Here is a 15,286-nt window from a genome sequence, read left to right as displayed (position 1 = left end):
GGCCGGACGAGGCCGCCGCACCGGGGCGCCCTGCCGTCGGTGCCCGGCCGTCGGCCGTCGATCATCGGCTGTCGGTCGTCGTCGGCGCCGGCAACCCGACCGGCCCGACCCTTCGTGAGCCCCCTGCCGTGCTCGACGCCAGGATGATTCGGCGCCGGCGTGCAACCCTTGCGGCGGCGCGGCGGTGAGTAGGGCAGAGCGACGGTCCGGTCGGGTCGTCGCGTGGACGAAGAGGAATCGGATGACCGCGAGCGCATTGCACATCCCGGTGGAGGACCGGCCCAGGCCCGGCACGGCACCGGCTTCCGCGGGCGGCCCCGGCCCGCGGGAGCTCGACTTCGAGGGGTTCGCCGCCACCCGCTGGCGGCGCCTGGTACGCACCGCCTACCTGCTCACGGGCGACTACCACGAGGCCGAGGACGTGGTGCAGGCGACGTTCGCGAAGGTCTTCAGGAACTGGTCCCGGATCAGCCGCCTGGAGGAGCCGGACGCCTACGTCCACCGGGCCCTGGTGAACAACAACCTGAGCCGCCACCGGCGGCGCCGGGTCAGGCAGCTGCTCGTGCCCGTCCTCCCCGATCGGGCACACACCGCCGGCGGCGGCCACCGCGACGTCGAGGAGCGCTCCGTGCTCCTCCAGGCACTGGCCGAGCTGCCGCAGCGCCAGCGGGCCGTGGTCGTCCTGCGCTACTGGGAGGACATGAGCGAGTACCAGGTCGCCGAAGTGCTCGGCTGCTCGCTCGGCAACGTCAAGAGCCAGGCCAGCCGAGGCCTGGCGAAACTGCGCAGCCACCCGGTGCTGGCCCCGTACGCGGCGGGCACCGCTTCGACGATCGACGGCACGGACGGAGGCAACAGGTGATGGACACCGAGGACATGGTGCGCGGCGCCCTGCGGGACGAGGCGGCCCGGGTCGCGGTGGCGGACTGGTCCGCCGGGCCCGTGCAGGTCCACGTGCGCCGGCAGCGGCGGGGGCGCCGGATGGCGGTGGGCGCGTCGGCCGCGGTGGCCGCGCTCGCGCTGGTGGCCGGTACGGGTGCCGTCCTGTCCGCGCAGGGCGGGAGCCGGGCCGTCGGGCCCGCCTCGCAGGCCCCGCCGGCACCGACGGGGCCGGCTCCCGAGGCCCTGGTGGTGGAACCCGGCCAGCAGCTGGCGCTGGGCCGCCCGGACTGGTGGATGCAGCTGAAGGACCAGGAGATCTGCATCCACGACGCTCCCGCCTACAAGACCGGCCCGGGATGCGCCGGATACTCCTGGGCGGGGGGCACGACCGAGATCACCATGCAGTACTACGGGAACCCCCCGCAGCACCAGGAGGGCCTGTACAACCTCGTCTACCACGGTCCCGGGCAGGTCGCCCGGATGGCCATCGAGGTGGACGGCCAGGCGTACTGGGCCACCGTCGCCTCGCTCCCCGGCGACCCGGGCTACGCCACCGGCTACGTCTGGGGGCCCAGCCAGAAGGCCGCCGACGGCCCGGGGGCACACCCGCTGGAGGGCATCAGGCTCGCCGCGTACGACGCCCAGGGGAAGGTGCTGGCGAGCAAGACGCTGCCGTCCTGACCGGACCGGCAGCGCGGTAGTGGAGCCGGCCGCTCGTCGAGCGGCCGGCTCGGCGCACTTCTGTGTGGTTCAGCACGGTTCCGTACGGTTCCGTACGGTTCCGTACGGTTTCGTACGGTGGAGTCGAGGGCGCCGCCGACCCTCGGCTACCCTCCCCCCTCGTGGACGATCACCCCGCACCCCCGACCCTGCGCGTCTTCGTGGCGCTCGCCCCGCCCGACGACGCCAAGGACGAACTGGCCCGGGCCCTGCGACCCGCGTATGCCGGGTACCCGCGGCTGCGGTGGAACCGGATCGAGGACTGGCACATCACCCTGGCCTTCCTCGGCGAACAGCCGTCCACGGCGGTGCCGCTGCTGCGATCGGCACTGGCCGACGCGGCCGCGTCGCACCCCGCCCTGCACCTGGGCCTGCGCGGCGGCGGCCACTTCGACCAGCGACTCCTGTGGACCGGCATCGACGGGGACCTGGAAGGACTGCACCGGCTCGCCACCGACGTCCGGGACCTGGTCGGGTCCTGCGGAATCGAATTCAGGGACCGGCCGCTGCGCCCCCACCTGACCCTGGCACGCGCCCGCCGTGACGACCCCGTCAGCGTGCCGCAGGCCGCGGCCGGGCTCGCGGGATTCGTGGGCCGGCCGTGGCGGACCGAACGCCTCCACCTCGTCGGCAGCAACATCGGCCGCGGCCCCGGGCCGATCCACTACCGCGACATCGAGGCGTGGCGGTTGGGCGCCGCCGTCCAGGCCCTCGACGGCGGCTCCCTCACCGAGCCGTAGCCCGCGGGCCCGCAGGCCCGCAGGCCCGCGACTCGTGGCGCGGCTGTCGGAGGTGCGCAGTACGGTCCTGTCATGGCAGCCAGAATCGATCTGACCCTCGACTGCGCGAACGCACCGCTCCTCGCCGCGTTCTGGAAGACGGCACTGGGCTATGTCGACGAGCCGCCGCCCGCACCCTTCACAACCCGCGAGGAGTGGCTCGCGCAGTTCGACCTGCCGGAGGACGACTCCGCGGACGACGGGGCGTGGCTCTGCGATCCCGACGGCACCGGCCCCCGCCTCTCCATCCTCAAGGTCCCCGAACCGAAGACGGCGAAGAACCGGCTCCACCTCGACGTCCGGGTGCCCGGACACGGCAGCCCCGGTGAGCGGTGGGCGCGGATCAAGGCGGAGTCCGAGCGGCTGGTGAAGGCGGGCGGGTCCGTCCTGCAGGAGTTCGACGGGCACCACGTCGTGATGGCCGACCCGGAGGGCAACGAGTTCTGCGTCGCCGCGGCCCCGGCCGGCCGGCTCCTGCGATGAGCAGCGGGGGAGTGCGGGTCAGCGGCCTGCCAGGTGGTGGGAGGTGAGATCGACCTCCTCCAGCTGGGCGGTGGTCAGGCGCCGGGCTTCCCAGATGACCGCGGCCACGTCCGCGGCCCGGGAGTGGAGCGGCGGCAGGTCGTCCGGCAGGCGCATGCCGCCGACCGCCGCCAGGTCGGGCGCGGGGATGCCGAGCACTCCCGCGAAGCCGGCCACCAGCTCCGGGGTGGCTTCGACGGCGCCGCGGCCCACCCCGCCGATCGTGGACGCCGCCCGGTAGACCCGCCCGTCGGTCACCGCGTACAGGGCCTTCGCCGTGCACGTCCACCTGAGGTTCCGACTGTGTGCGAGCTCCAGGAGCACTGCCCCGAATCCCGGTTCGTACCGGTGGTGCGGCCGGTCGATCCCGCCCCGTCCCTCCCGCCGCACCAGGGGCTGCGCCCGGATCGCGTCCAGCAGCGGACGCCGGTTCTCGGCGGGCATGACCATCGTGTTGTGGACGACGGGGCTGACCGACCAGTGCGGATTGCGGGTGACCGGCGTCAGGTCGTCGGGCACCGGCTGCCGGGAAAGGACGAACAGGTCGGCGGCGTGCAGCCCGAGCACCGGCGCCAGGCCCCTGAGCAGCTGTCCGGTCGGCACCCGCCCGTCCAGTACGGCCCGCAACTCCGTCGGGTCGGCGCCGGCCGCCGCCGAGAGCGCAGCGCTGTCGAGCACCCGACGGTCCATCAGGTTCGCCAGCAGCGCGCCGAATTCCAGTACTCCGGTCATTCCGCCAGCGTATCCACCCGCGCGGGGCCCGTCCGGCGCGCCCGCTACGGCTGCCCCGGCGCCCCGTCGTGGCCCCCGTCCGGGCCGCCGCCCGCCGGATGTCGGCTGCGCCGGGGCTTGCCGGGACGGCGCGGCTCAGCCCCTCCGCGCCCCACTCGCCTCCCCACGGATCTCACCCGTCAGCGGCCGCGGCCGATGCGAACGAAGGCGGTCCTCGACCCGGCGGGACCCGTCCCGCGCCTACGGCCGGTACCGCTCGGCGAGGTCGCCGTAGCCGCCCGCCGTCCAGACCGCCTTGCGGAACTCCGCGAGGCCGAGCGACCCGCTGCCCTGTCCGGCGGTGGGCGGGAAGTGCGCGGTGCCGCAACGGGCGCAGTACCAGGCCTGGTTCCAGAGCCGTTCGGCCCGGGGCCGGCCCTCCAGGCGCCGCCGCCTGGCGAGGAACAGCGCGGTCGCGCCCGCCAGCAGGGCGATCGCGACGGCCAGGATCAGATACGACCCCCAGAGCGGGACCAGCGCGTCGTCCGCGTCGGCGAGCGGGGCCGCCGCCTGCGCGGCCGGGGAGGCCGGAGCGGCCTTCGGAAGGCCGCCCGGGAGGAGGTCGGTGGGGAAGTCGTTGGGGAACCCCGGGTGCTTGGTCACCCAGTCCGGCGGCGAGAGGTCGAGCTTCCGGCCGACGGGCGCATCGCGCGCCATGGTGCCCTGGACGAGGGTGAAGACCGCCCCGATCAGCGTCACGAAGCCCAGGGCCGCCAGCGTCTGGACCGCCGTGCTGGTCGTGGGCGGCGCGGGTGCCAGGGCCCGGCCGAGGGCGGACACCTCCTCGCGGGTCTCGGTGCGGCCGTCGCCGCCGGAGGAGCGCACGGTGACGTTCCGCCGCTCGCCCAGGTGGACCGCCGGCACACTGCGGACCTGGTCGGTCAGCGCGCAGCCCGGGCAGGGCGTCAGGGAGCCGTGCGGTGGTGGCGCAGGGACGGCGTCGTTGATCGGCATGTGCGGAAATCCCCCCAGGAGTACGGCGGTCGGACGACCGTTCGTATCCGGGTGGACGCCGCCGCGCGGCCTCCGGTTGCGGCCCGCCGCGCGGACCGGGAACCGCGCGCCGAGGCCTCCGGGTTCAGGGCCTCGGCGTCCAGCCGGGTGGGGTGAGGGCGTGATCCAGGGCGTGCCGGGCCACCAGGTCGATCAGGCCGATGTTCGCCCCGCCCGGGACGTCCCGCTCGCGCAGCACGTCGCGCCGCAGCACGTCCTGCGCGACGACGGCGATGCCCCGGCCGTAGGCGGCGCGCAGCCGCGCGGCGACGCTCGACTTCCCGGCGCCGCTGGGCCCCCGCACCACCACCAACACCGTCTCCGCGCTGCCCGCCACGTCGGGGCTGTCCCCGCGGTGCGGCCTCCTCACACCGCCCCCGGCCTGTTCCCGCCCTACGGGTGCTTGACCAGTCGTGCCTCGGCGATCGCCGTCCCGTCCTCCTCCTCGTCGAGCCGGACGGTGCCGTCCCGCACGAACCCGGCCCGCTCGTAGAAGCGGATGGCGGAGGTGTTGGGCACGTAGGCGTACACGCACAGCGGCCGGTGGGCCCGCGCTTCGAGGTCGGCCACGGCACGGCCGAACAGGCTCGCGCCCAGCCCCGTGCCGATGAGGCCCGGCTCGATGTACAGGCCGTAGACCTCCGCCGCGTCGCCGCCGAGGTCCGGGTCCCCGTCGGCGGGCCCGGTACGGCAGAAGCCGATCACGGCGCCGTCCCGCTCCGCGACCCACAGCCGGTGACGGTCCGGGAGATCGGCCAGGTACTCGGCCCACTCCGCGGACTCCTCGACCGGGTCCAGCCCGTCGAGGTGTACGGCGCTCATGAATCCCGCGTACGCCGCCCGCCACGACCTCACCTTCAGATCGCCGAGCGTCGACGCGTCCTCCAGCACTGCAGAACGGATCATGCCGGGAGTGTAGGGGCGGATTCGTTCGGTGTCGCACCGTTTTCCGCCGCGCTCGCGATCACGCAGTGGACGACCCGCCCTGCCGTCCGTACGGGGCAGCGGTACGTGCGGCCGCCGGAGAGCCGGGATCCCGGCGGCGGCATCCGTGCTCGCCGCAGGACCGACGGCGGCCTCCCGCCGGCGGTCCGGCCGGGCGCGCGGGATGGACCCTCCCACAGCGGGAGGGTCCACGATGGGCCCGTGCGAGACCAGGACGACTTTCTCACCATCGGGCGCTTCGCCCGCCTCTGCCGGCTGAGCGTGAAACAGCTCCGCCACTACGACGACACCGGCCTGCTGCCCCCGGCCAGGGTCGACCCCGCCACCGGGTACCGCTACTACGCCCCCGGGCAGGCCCGCGACGCGCTCACCGTCGCGCTGCTGCGCGACCTCGACGTGCCGCTCGCGGTGATCGCCGCGACCCTGGCGGCCGCCGAGCCGGAGCGGGCCGGTCTGCTGCGCGCCGAACGCGACCGGGTCGCGGAGCGGATCACCCGCGACCGGGCCCGCCTGGAGCTGCTGGAGCGACTCGCGGCCGGCGGCGGACTGCCCGGGTACGAGATCGTCCTCGGGTGGGAGCCGGAGCGGCGACTCGTCGTCGTACGGGCGGTGGCCGGGCCGGGCGAGTTGGCGGAGCGGACCGGCGGGTGCGTCCGCCGGCTGCTGGCGGGACTGCAGGGCACGCCCTGGCGGCTCCCGCTGTGGGGGCTGTTCCCGCTGGACCTCGCCGAGGGCATGCGCATCGCGGTCGGCGCCGAGCCGGTCGAGGAGGTCGAGCCGGTGGTGCCGGTGGAGGCGGACGCGGCGGACACGGCGGTCGAGGCGGGCGGGCCCCGCAGGCTGCCCGCCGGTCTGGAGCGCGAGCTGCTGCCCGGCGGCCCGGTGGTGGAGACGGTCCACCACGGCCCGTACTCCCAACTGCCGCTCGCCTACCACGCGTTGCTGGCCGCCGTGCACGAGCGCGGACTGCGGCCGCTGGCCCCGGTGCGGGAGGCGTACCTGGTCGGACCGGAGGAGGCCCCGGAGCAGGAGTGGACGACCCGCCTGGTGGTCCGGGTCGAGGAGCGGACGGAGGAAGCGGCATGACGGAGCCGCTCGGCGGGAAGCACTGCGAGACGACGGCGCTGGACGTGCTGCTGCGCCACGAGGGCGTCGTGCTGTCCGAGCCGATGCTGTTCGGGCTCGGGGCCGGGCTGTCGTTCGTCTACTGGGACGGCAAGGGGATGGACTTCCCGTTCCTCGGCGGCCGGGTCAAGCCCTTCGAGCTGACCCGCGCCCTGGCCGCCCGGCTCGGTCTGGAGCTGGACGTCCGGGAGACCGCCTCCGCCGGCCGGGCCTGGCGCAACGTGGCCGCCGAGCTGGACGCCGGACGCCCGGTCGGGCTCCAACTGGACTGCTACCACCTGGAGTACTTCACCTCGCGGGTGCACTTCGGCGGGCACGTGGTCGCGATGCGCGGCTACGACGCGACCGACGCCCACCTGGTGGACACCGCGCAGCAGGGCGGCGCGGTCACCACCAGCCTGGCCTCGCTGGCGGCGGCGCGCGCCGAACGCGGCCCGATGACCGCCCGCCACCGCTCCTTCACGCTCGCCCTGCACGGCGAACCGCCGGACGTGCGTGACCTGCTGGCTCCGGCGATGGCCGACTGTGCGGCGGCCTTCCTGCACCCGCCGATCGCCAACCTCGGCCACCGCGGCATCGCCAGGGCCGCCGCCCTGGTGCCGGGCTGGCAGGCCAGGGCCGACCGGCCGGAACTCCGACTGCCGCAGGCCGCACGGATGATGGAGCTGGCCGGGACGGGCGGCGCACTGTTCCGCAACCTCTACCGGGACTTCCTCGCCGAGTGCGCCGAACTGCTCGACGACCCCCGGGTGCGCACCGCCCGCGACCGCTACGCCGAGGCCGCGGCGGGCTGGAGCGAGGTGGCCCGACTGGTCGGCGCGGCCGGGGAGTCGGGGGACGCGGCGCCGCTGGAGCGGGCCGGCGGGCTGCTGGGCGAGCTGGCGCGGATCGAGCGCGAGGCGATGGAGGAACTGGCCCGGCTACCGGCCGGCAGCGACGGGCCGGTCATCGCTGGCCGGCCCCGGCGGTGAGCCGCCGCCGGGCGGTGTGCCCGCCGGGCCGCCCGGCCTTCCGGATCACCGGGAGTCGTCGTGCCCGAGACCGCGGTCGGGCGCGCTCATGTCGCCCGTCCGGGGCGTGCCGTCGGCGAGCCCGTAGCGCAGGAACACCGTGCCCTGCGCACCGGCCGCCGGCGGTTCGAGGAGCGTCAGGTTCGTGGGCACCGCGCCACCGTCGAACACCTTCTTCCCGACGCCGAGCACGATCGGGTGCACCCACAGGTCGAGACGGTCGAAGAGCTTCTCGCGCAGGAGGGTCTGCACCAGGTCCAGGCTCCCGACGACCTTCACGTGCCCGTGCCGGTCACGGACCTCGCGCACCGCGCCGGCCAGGTCCGGGCCCAGCAGCGTGGATCCGGCCCACGGGAGGCCGGGCGTGCCGCGGGAGGCCACGTACTTCGGGACGCGGTTGAAGAGTTCGGCGATCTCGCCGTCCTTCTGGTGCGGCCAGTAGGCGGCGAAGATGTCGTACGTCCGCCGGCCGAGCAGCAGGGCGTCCGTGCCCTCGTACGCGGCGAGGATCTGCGCCCCGGTGCCCTCGTCGATCAGCGGCGCCTGCCAGCCGCCGAACGGGAACCCCACCGGGTCCTCGTCGGGGCCGCCGGGCGCCTGCCCGACGAGGTCGAGGGTCGCGAACAGTTCGATGTGGATGAGGCCCATGTCTGCACTCCCGATGAGTTGGTCGTCCCCGTCGAGATGTAGACCTTCCGGGGCCGGAAGACTCATCGCCGCGCCGGTGCCCGATTCCCGCTACCCGGTTTCCGCACCCGCCGTGCCCGGCACTCGGACGTCGCACGTGGGGGCGGGTGTTCACCCCTGGCGCACCACCCGTCCGACGAGGCGGGCCAGCCGGGCGCCGTCCCGCGGGCAGAATGGGCCCGCACCGCAGATGGTGCGGTCGAGCGGGAAGAGAAAGCAGGAGAGACCTTGGCACGGCCCGTCATACGAATGGCATCGCTGATACCGGCGCTGATCGCCCTCATGGCCGGCTGTTCGGCCGCGCCACCCGGTCCGGCAGGCGCCGGCGGCAGCAGTCCCACCGGCGTCCCCGCCGCGCCGCCGTCCACTGCCGCGCCGGCCGGGCCCGCACCCGCGTGGCGTGCCCTCGGGCCGCTGTCCGGGGAGCAGTTGACGGACGTTCTGCTGTCGGCCGCGGACCTGCCGCCCGGCAGTACCACCGAGCCCGCCAAGGACGCGCCCGCCGCCGGGTCGGACCCGACGGCTGTGGCGGCGCAGCGGTATCCGGCGTGCGCACCGGTTCTCACCGTCATGTCCGAGCGGCCCGCGGCCTCCGCCCGGCGCTGGTACGTCACCGGGAACAACGTCCTCGGCAATCGCACGCTGGTGGATGTCGGCAGCTTCACGGACGGACGGTCGAAGGAGCGCTTCGACGCGCTGGAGGCCGCTGTGCACGGGGGCGGCTGCACCGGGTTCCGTCTGGACAACGGCGGCAGTGGGGCGGACCTGAGGGTCGAGCCGGTGCCCTCCGCTGTGCCGGAGGCACCGGCGGTCGGCTTCCGCGTCGTCTCGCCGACCGGAGCGGTGACCTCGCAGGGCGGCTTCACCCGCGTCTACCTCTACGCCGCCGTCGGGGACAACCGCGTCCTGTTCCTCACCGGCGACGACACCGCGCACGATCCCGCCCTGCGCACCGACCTGGTGACCACCCAGATCCACCGACTCGTCACATCTGCGGCGACGGGCTGACGGGCGCCGCGCGGACTCCCCGTGGGCCCGGGGCGGGCGTCCCTCGTCACCCACGACCCGGAGTGCACCCGGGGCCGCGCACGTCCCCGACCACGGCACCGTGATCCGGGAAGGCAACCCCCGGCTCAAAGGGGTCGTGGGGCCGGGGGCGGAAAACCGTTCGCCCCGGCCTTCGGGCGGCGGGCATGATCGGCCGGTGGACCTGCACCCCCTGCTGGCCGCCATCGAGCGCGGCGACGACACCACGGTCTTCGAGTTCCTGGCGGACGTGGCGATCGGCGGACTCGACCGCGACGACGGCACCACCCTGCTGGCCGCCGCCGCGTACGCCGGGATCCGCCGCGGCATCAAGAACCGCAGAAGCCACGGTGCGGGCCGCCTCGACGACCTCCACCACCAGCTCCTCGCCCGTACCCCCGGCATGTGATCCCACCGCCCGGGCTCCCGGGGCCTGTCGCCCTTTCACCGCGTGCGCTCCAGCAGTGGCTGACTGTGCGTGCCGACGGTGTTACTCTCCCGAGAGAAGAGAGAGCTGACTCTCACTTGCCGGCCCGGAAGGCCACTCGTCGGTCCTGGCCCGGCCGTGCGGGAGAGAGCGGCTCCGCCGAGCGTTCCCTGCTCTTGTGGCCCTTCGGCCGGTGAGGAGAGACCATGACCGCGCCCGCACCGCAGTTACCCTTCGAACGCCCCAACGCCCTGGACCTGGCGCCACTGCTCGCACGCCTGCGCGAGGAAGGCCCGATCACCCGGGTGACGACACCCGCCGGCGACCCGGCCTGGCTGGTCACCCGCTACGAGGAGACCCGGGTGATCCTGAGCGACACCCGGTTCTCCCGGCTGCGCCCCGACACCGAGGACGCCCCGAGGATCTCGGCCTCGGCGCTGCACACACGCCCCGCCGTCACGCCCGAGGAGGAGGACCGCGAACACACCCGGATGCGCCGGATGCTGGCGCCCGCGTTCAGCGCGCCGCGGATGCGCCGGATGGGCGAGCGGATCGGGGAACTCGCCGCGTCCTGCCTGGACGCGATGGACGAGGACCGTTCGCGGGATCCGCGACGTGCCGTCAACCTGCACGACCACCTGTCGTTCCCGCTGCCGGTGATGGTGATCTGCGAGCTGCTGGGCGTGCCGGTCGCGGACCGGGACCTGCTGCGCGGCTGGTCGGAACGGATCGCCGCGCTGTACGGCGGCGCCGACGGGGCCGCGGCCATGGCCGAGTTCGAGGCGTACGTGGCCGCCGTCGCCGAGGAGAAGCGCAAGCGGCCGGGACAGGACGTGATCAGCGACATCCTGGCCGTACAGGCGCAGGACCCCTCGTTCACCGAGGAGGAGATGACCCGCCTGGCGGTGGGGCTGCTGTTCGCGGGCCACGAGACGACGTCGACCCGGATCGACCTGGGGGTCCTGTTCCTGCTGAGCGACACCGCCCGGCGCGACCGCTTCACCGCCGACCCCGAGGGGTCCGCCCGCGCCACCGTGGAGGAGGTCCTGCGGATGGCCGCCCCCGGCGCCCTGGGCCTGACCCGCTACGCCCGCGAGGACGTCACCGTCGCCGGGACGGCGATCGCGCGGGGCGAGGCGGTACTGGTGGCCATCAACGCCGCGAACCGGGACGCGCGGGCCTTCGAGGAACCGGACGCCTTCGACCCGTCGCGTTCCCCCAACGCGCACCTGGCCTTCGGACACGGCGGTCACTACTGCATCGGCAACGCGCTCGCCCGCACCGAGATGCGGATCGCGCTGACCGCGCTGTTCCGGCGCTTCCCCGGCCTGCGGCTGGCGGTGGACGCGCGCAGCCTGCGCGACCACTCCGAACGGCTGGCGGGCGGTATCGGCGAGGTCCCGGTCCTGTGGTGAACGGGGACCATCGGCCCGAGCGGCCCACCGTACGGGTGGAGGCGGACACCTCACGGTGCGTGTCGTCGGGGCAGTGCGCGATGACCGCGCCGTCGGTGTTCGACCAGGACGAGGCCGGGCGGGTCGTCGTGCTCGCCGCCGACCCCGGCGGCCCGGCGGCGGAACAGGCCCGCGAGGCGGCCGCCATGTGCCCGGCCTCGGCGATCCGGCTGCGCCCGGCGCGCTGACGGTCGGCGGTGCCGGGGGTGCCGGGGGTGCCGGCCGCCCGGCGTGGCGGCCGGCACCTGCCTCGGCGTCAGGCGTCAGGCATCAGGCATCAGGACGTCAGACGTCAGACGTCAGACGTCAGACGTCAGACGTCAGACGTCAGGGGATCAGGGCGTACGGGTGTGCAGCGCGGGGGCGGGGCAGGGCAGCGGGCGGGCCCCGGCGGGGGACAGGCCGTCGAGGACCAGGGCCAGGTACCGGCGCCAGCCGTCCTCCCGGGCCTCCATCGTCCACAGCACCGAGACCAGCATGACGACGATGCGGTGCAGATCGTCGGGCACGAGGTCGGCGCGGATCACGCCCGCGTCCTGACTGCGCGTCAGGAGAGCGTCGAGCGCGGCGAAGAACTCCTCCCCGGTCGCCGGGGTCAGCACGCCGGCGGCGCGGGCGGCGGCCAGCACGTTGTAGTCGCCGGCCACCGATTCCAGGGCCGCCTCCAGCACACGGACCAGCCCGGACGCGGGATCGGCCTCGTGCGCGGCAGCCTCGATGACGGGACGGACGTGCTCGCCGAAACGCTGGTCCAGTACGGCCCGCAGCAGCGCGGCCTTGTCGGGAAAGCGGCGGAAGAGCGTGGCGGACCCGACGCCGGCCCGGCGCGCCACGTCGTCGAGGTGGGCGTCGGGGCCCTGCTCGGCGAAGACCTCCCGGGCAGCCCGGATGATCTTTTCCGCGTTGCGGGCGGCATCGGCACGCAGCAGCCGGGGGGAGTCGAGGGCCATCCCGGCACCCTATCCAAGGGCCGCGGGCAGCGCGGCGACGTCCGGCGCTCGCCGGTCCAGGGGCGGAACCGGCGAGCGCGAGGACGCCCACGGCGGCGGGGCCGGTGCGGTGCCGACTACTCGACCGCGCGCAGTGCGTTGACGATGCCGAAGCCGTAGAAGCCGTTGATGCGCTTGCCGCCCGCACAGACGGCGTCCCCGGAACCGCCGCCGTTCCCGCCGTTCCCGCCGTGCGGGTCGGCCGGGCCGGCCGGGCACCCCGGGTTGTCCGCCCGGGCCTTGAGCAGTGCCTGCAACTGGGCCGGGGTCGCCTCCGGGTGGGCGGACTTCAGCAGCGCGGCCACACCGGAGGCGTGGGGCGTGGCCATGGACGTGCCCTGCTCGTAGCCGTACTGGTTGTTCGGCAGCGTCGACAGGATGCCGCCTTCCCCGGACGGTGTGTCCGAGGCCTGGTACCGGTCACCGCCCGGCGCCGCGACGTCGATCACGCCGAGGCCGTAGTTGGAGTAGTACGCCTTCGCGTTCCTGGCGCCGGTCGCGCCGACCGTGACGACGCCCGGCAGTTGTGCGGGCAGGTCCCAGCACCTGTGCGGGTCGACCGTCCGGCTCGCCGGGGTGGAGTCGTTGGGGCTGCCACCGTCGGTGAAGCCGTCGGAGGCCAGGTCGTGGTTGGCGTTGCCGGCCCCGGCGACGTTGAGGGTGCCCTTGCGCTGCGCGTAGAGCTGGGCGCGGTCGACCGCGTCGACGATGGCCTTCTGGTCGGGGTCGTCCAGGCAGTTGTACTGCCACGGGTCCACGTAGTAGCTGTTGTTGGTGATCTGCACACCGTGGTCGGCGGCGAACACGAAGGCGCAGACGACGCTTTCGGCGTAGATCAGCTGGCGCGGGGTGGGCTGGGAGACCGTTATGCCGGAGACCTTCACCCCGGGTGCCACGCCCGCGACGCCGACGCCGTTGCGGGCCGCGGCTATCGTGCCCGCCACGTGCGTGCCGTGGAAGTAGTTCGCGTCCACCGGCCGCCAGGAGCCGTACGCGGTGTCGGCCTTGCCACTGGCGCAGTTCGCGGACTGCGAGGGGGAGAAGTTCGCGGCGAGGTCCGGGTGGGTGTCGTCGACGCCGGTGTCGATGACGGCGACCGTGACGTCCCTGCTGCCCGGGTTGATCTCCGCGGCCTTGTCCGCGCCGATCGCCCGCAGGGCCCACTGCTCGGCTTCGAGGGGTTCGGTGCCGCTGCCGGACGCCTTCGCGATCCTCGCCGCCTCGGCCTCGGAGAGGCGCCGCACCCCACCCTCGTCGGTGGTCCCCGCCGCGCTCAGCGGCGCGGTCCGCGTGGCGCCCGCCGACTGCACTCCGCGCACCGCGCGCATCCGCCTGCCGAAGTCGGGGTTCGCCGAGTGGGCGACGATGACGCCGATCCCGTCGTACGTGACGACGACGGTGCCGCCGGCCGCGGCGACGGCCCGCTGCACCTCGGCGATCGTGCGACGGTCGGTCCTGGTGTTGACGACGTACGCCAGGGGGTGCGCGTCCTCGGCCTGCGCGGCGTACTGCGCCCGGGGCGTCGCCGAGGCCGGCGCGGGGAGGAATCCGAGCGAGGCGGTCAGTGACAGCGCGATCGGCACGGCCAGGCCGAGCCGCGGTAAGGAAGGCAGTCGAGCCATGTGGTCTCCACATCATCCGGGTGCAGGACCCGGCCGAGGACAGCGCGCCGGCCGGGCAGGAACAGGACGGGTGGTACAGGACAGGTGGTGCAGGAGTGAAGCTATCCCGCCCCTCGCCAACCATCAATGACTCGGCAAAGACTCGGCATCGACCCGATCGGACCCGAGGCAAGGGCTCCCTCCTCGACGGCCGGCCGCAGGTCCGTCACCGCGCCACGCACCCCGGCCGCCGTCGTGCCGCCGGTGGTGCCCAGGTGGTGAGGGCGGTGTGCAGACTGTGGGACCGAGGGACGGACCGCCGCCCACACACCGTCAGAGGATGTGACATCGGACACATCCACTGCGCCGGGTGCCGGCCGACTGTCGTCCGCAACACCCAAACCCGCAGGTCAACTTCGCAACGCGAAGTCCCCGACGAGCCCGGGAGCCGTTCAAAACGATCTAGCTCCCCACAGAGGAATGGGCCTAGCCTGCCCGCCATGTCCCAGAACACGAACACCCCCGGTTTCCCCGGGCAGCCGGCCGCTCCGGCCGGCGACTCCGCCAAGGTGCAGCGCCAGGTGCAGCAGCAGGCGGGCGTCGGACCGGTCTACGGTGGCGGCGGCACCCTCTTCTCCGAGCCGGTCCTGGTGGTGAACCAGAAGGCCAAGCTGATCGAGCTGACCAACGAGTACTCCGTCTTCGACCAGCAGGGCGCCACGCTGGGCTCGGTGGTCCAGGTCGGCCAGAGCGCTCTGCGCAAGGTGCTGCGGCTGGTCTCCTCCCTCGACCAGTACCTGACCCACAAGCTGGAGATCCGTGACGCGCAGGGCACCCCGGTGCTGCTGCTGACCCGCCCGGCGAAGTTCATCAAGTCGCGGGTGATCGTGCAGCGTCCGGACGGCCAGGAGGTCGGCCAGATCATCCAGCAGAACGCCATCGGGAAGATCAATTTCTCGCTGGAGGTCGGCGGTCAGAAGATCGGCGCCATCAAGGCGGAGAACTGGCGGGCCTGGAACTTCTCCATCGTCGACGCGACGGACACCGAGGTCGCCCGGATCACCAAGACCTGGGAAGGCCTGGCGAAGACGATGTTCACCACGGCCGACAACTACGTGCTCCAGATCCATCGCCCGCTCGCCGACCCGCTGCTCAGCCTGGTCGTGGCGACCGCGCTGACCGTGGACACCGCGCTGAAGCAGGACGCCCGCGGCTTCGGATAACCACGAACCGTACGTTGTTCGGAGCCCCGCCCCCGACCGGGCGACTGCCAGGGGGCGGGGCTCCGGCCGGAGAGCGGAGTCGTGCGTCATCGCCGGCCCGGCGGAGAAGCCCGCCACCCGATCACGGCCGAC

The 15,286-nt window shown here is 74.1% G+C and carries 18 protein-coding genes and 1 pseudogene; 12 read left to right on the top strand and 7 right to left on the bottom strand.

Features of this window, described 5'->3' with window-relative positions; all coding sequences use genetic code 11:
• The 5 genes from ACFVVA_RS32410 to ACFVVA_RS32390 all read left to right on the top strand — a co-directional run.
• The coding region (locus tag ACFVVA_RS32410) for a hypothetical protein (RefSeq protein ID WP_387694321.1) at nt 1–188 on the top strand (188 nt) is incomplete at its 5' end.
• 53 nt (nt 189–241) lie between these two features.
• On the top strand, nt 242–862 hold the full coding sequence (locus ACFVVA_RS32405; RefSeq protein ID WP_387694320.1) for a SigE family RNA polymerase sigma factor: 621 nt from the start codon (nt 242–244) through the stop codon (nt 860–862).
• On the top strand, nt 859–1,563 hold the full coding sequence (locus tag ACFVVA_RS32400; protein ID WP_387694319.1) for a hypothetical protein: 705 nt from the start codon (nt 859–861) through the stop codon (nt 1,561–1,563). The genes ACFVVA_RS32405 and ACFVVA_RS32400 overlap by 4 nt, the downstream gene beginning before the upstream one ends.
• A gap of 161 nt (nt 1,564–1,724) precedes the next feature.
• Nucleotides 1,725–2,342: an RNA 2',3'-cyclic phosphodiesterase gene (gene thpR, locus ACFVVA_RS32395; RefSeq protein WP_387694318.1), complete on the top strand. Its 618-nt coding sequence runs from the start codon at nt 1,725–1,727 to the stop codon at nt 2,340–2,342.
• 72 nt (nt 2,343–2,414) lie between these two features.
• Complete coding sequence (locus ACFVVA_RS32390) at nt 2,415–2,864, top strand: VOC family protein (protein ID WP_387694317.1); 450 nt, start codon at nt 2,415–2,417, stop codon at nt 2,862–2,864.
• Nucleotides 2,865–2,882: 18 nt separating this feature from the next.
• On the opposite strand, the gene ACFVVA_RS32385 is transcribed toward ACFVVA_RS32390, so the two are convergent.
• The 4 genes and pseudogenes from ACFVVA_RS32385 to ACFVVA_RS32370 all read right to left on the bottom strand — a co-directional run bounded on the left by ACFVVA_RS32385 (nt 2,883) and on the right by ACFVVA_RS32370 (nt 5,573).
• Entirely contained in the window at nt 2,883–3,635 is a 753-nt protein-coding gene (locus ACFVVA_RS32385) for a hypothetical protein (RefSeq protein ID WP_387694316.1), read from the bottom strand.
• A gap of 240 nt (nt 3,636–3,875) precedes the next feature.
• On the bottom strand, nt 3,876–4,628 hold the full coding sequence (locus tag ACFVVA_RS32380; protein WP_387694315.1) for a hypothetical protein: 753 nt from the start codon (nt 4,626–4,628) through the stop codon (nt 3,876–3,878).
• A gap of 160 nt (nt 4,629–4,788) precedes the next feature.
• Nucleotides 4,789–5,004 (bottom strand): annotated as a pseudogene (locus ACFVVA_RS32375) (AAA family ATPase); the annotation flags it as partial.
• A gap of 56 nt (nt 5,005–5,060) precedes the next feature.
• Complete coding sequence (locus ACFVVA_RS32370) at nt 5,061–5,573, bottom strand: GNAT family N-acetyltransferase (RefSeq protein ID WP_387694314.1); 513 nt, start codon at nt 5,571–5,573, stop codon at nt 5,061–5,063.
• Nucleotides 5,574–5,813: 240 nt separating this feature from the next.
• Here ACFVVA_RS32370 and ACFVVA_RS32365 point away from each other — a divergent pair, with 240 nt between their 5' ends.
• Together ACFVVA_RS32365 and ACFVVA_RS32360 are read left to right on the top strand one after the other, a co-directional pair.
• On the top strand, nt 5,814–6,698 hold the full coding sequence (locus ACFVVA_RS32365; RefSeq protein WP_387694313.1) for a MerR family DNA-binding transcriptional regulator: 885 nt from the start codon (nt 5,814–5,816) through the stop codon (nt 6,696–6,698).
• On the top strand, nt 6,695–7,708 hold the full coding sequence (locus ACFVVA_RS32360) for a BtrH N-terminal domain-containing protein (RefSeq protein WP_387694312.1): 1,014 nt from the start codon (nt 6,695–6,697) through the stop codon (nt 7,706–7,708). The genes ACFVVA_RS32365 and ACFVVA_RS32360 overlap by 4 nt, the downstream gene beginning before the upstream one ends.
• 45 nt (nt 7,709–7,753) lie before the next feature.
• Here the strand turns inward: ACFVVA_RS32360 and ACFVVA_RS32355 are convergent, their stop codons facing one another.
• Entirely contained in the window at nt 7,754–8,395 is a 642-nt protein-coding gene (locus ACFVVA_RS32355; RefSeq protein ID WP_387694311.1) for a dihydrofolate reductase family protein, read from the bottom strand.
• Nucleotides 8,396–8,683: 288 nt separating this feature from the next.
• On the opposite strand from ACFVVA_RS32355, the gene ACFVVA_RS32350 reads away from it, so the two are divergent.
• The 4 genes from ACFVVA_RS32350 to ACFVVA_RS32335 all read left to right on the top strand — a co-directional run bounded on the left by ACFVVA_RS32350 (nt 8,684) and on the right by ACFVVA_RS32335 (nt 11,529).
• On the top strand, nt 8,684–9,442 hold the full coding sequence (locus ACFVVA_RS32350; protein ID WP_387694310.1) for a hypothetical protein: 759 nt from the start codon (nt 8,684–8,686) through the stop codon (nt 9,440–9,442).
• Nucleotides 9,443–9,638: 196 nt separating this feature from the next.
• Nucleotides 9,639–9,869 (top strand): hypothetical protein, encoded by a 231-nt coding sequence (locus tag ACFVVA_RS32345; protein ID WP_387694309.1) that lies wholly within the window; start codon nt 9,639–9,641, stop codon nt 9,867–9,869.
• 224 nt (nt 9,870–10,093) lie between these two features.
• Nucleotides 10,094–11,302, top strand: coding sequence for a cytochrome P450 (locus tag ACFVVA_RS32340; protein WP_387694308.1), 1,209 nt, complete (start codon nt 10,094–10,096; stop codon nt 11,300–11,302).
• A complete protein-coding gene (locus ACFVVA_RS32335; RefSeq protein ID WP_387694307.1) occupies nt 11,296–11,529 on the top strand; it encodes a ferredoxin in 234 nt (77 codons plus the stop codon). The genes ACFVVA_RS32340 and ACFVVA_RS32335 overlap by 7 nt, the downstream gene beginning before the upstream one ends.
• 147 nt (nt 11,530–11,676) lie before the next feature.
• On the opposite strand, the gene ACFVVA_RS32330 is transcribed toward ACFVVA_RS32335, so the two are convergent.
• Nucleotides 11,677–12,291, bottom strand: coding sequence for a TetR/AcrR family transcriptional regulator (locus tag ACFVVA_RS32330; RefSeq protein WP_387694306.1), 615 nt, complete (start codon nt 12,289–12,291; stop codon nt 11,677–11,679).
• 116 nt (nt 12,292–12,407) lie between these two features.
• Nucleotides 12,408–13,952: a S8 family serine peptidase gene (locus ACFVVA_RS32325; protein WP_387694305.1), complete on the bottom strand. Its 1,545-nt coding sequence runs from the start codon at nt 13,950–13,952 to the stop codon at nt 12,408–12,410.
• A gap of 479 nt (nt 13,953–14,431) precedes the next feature.
• Between ACFVVA_RS32325 and ACFVVA_RS32320 the strand changes: the two genes are divergently transcribed.
• A complete protein-coding gene (locus tag ACFVVA_RS32320) occupies nt 14,432–15,154 on the top strand; it encodes a phospholipid scramblase-related protein (protein WP_387694303.1) in 723 nt (240 codons plus the stop codon).
• The last annotated feature ends 132 nt before the right edge of the window (nt 15,155–15,286 follow it).

This window comes from Kitasatospora sp. NPDC058048 (assembly GCF_042885555.1).
In the GTDB taxonomy this organism is placed as follows: domain Bacteria; phylum Actinomycetota; class Actinomycetes; order Streptomycetales; family Streptomycetaceae; genus Kitasatospora; species Kitasatospora lactacystinica.
Note: the sequence above shows the minus strand (reverse complement) of the source record. Positions and strands in the feature narration are given on the sequence as shown.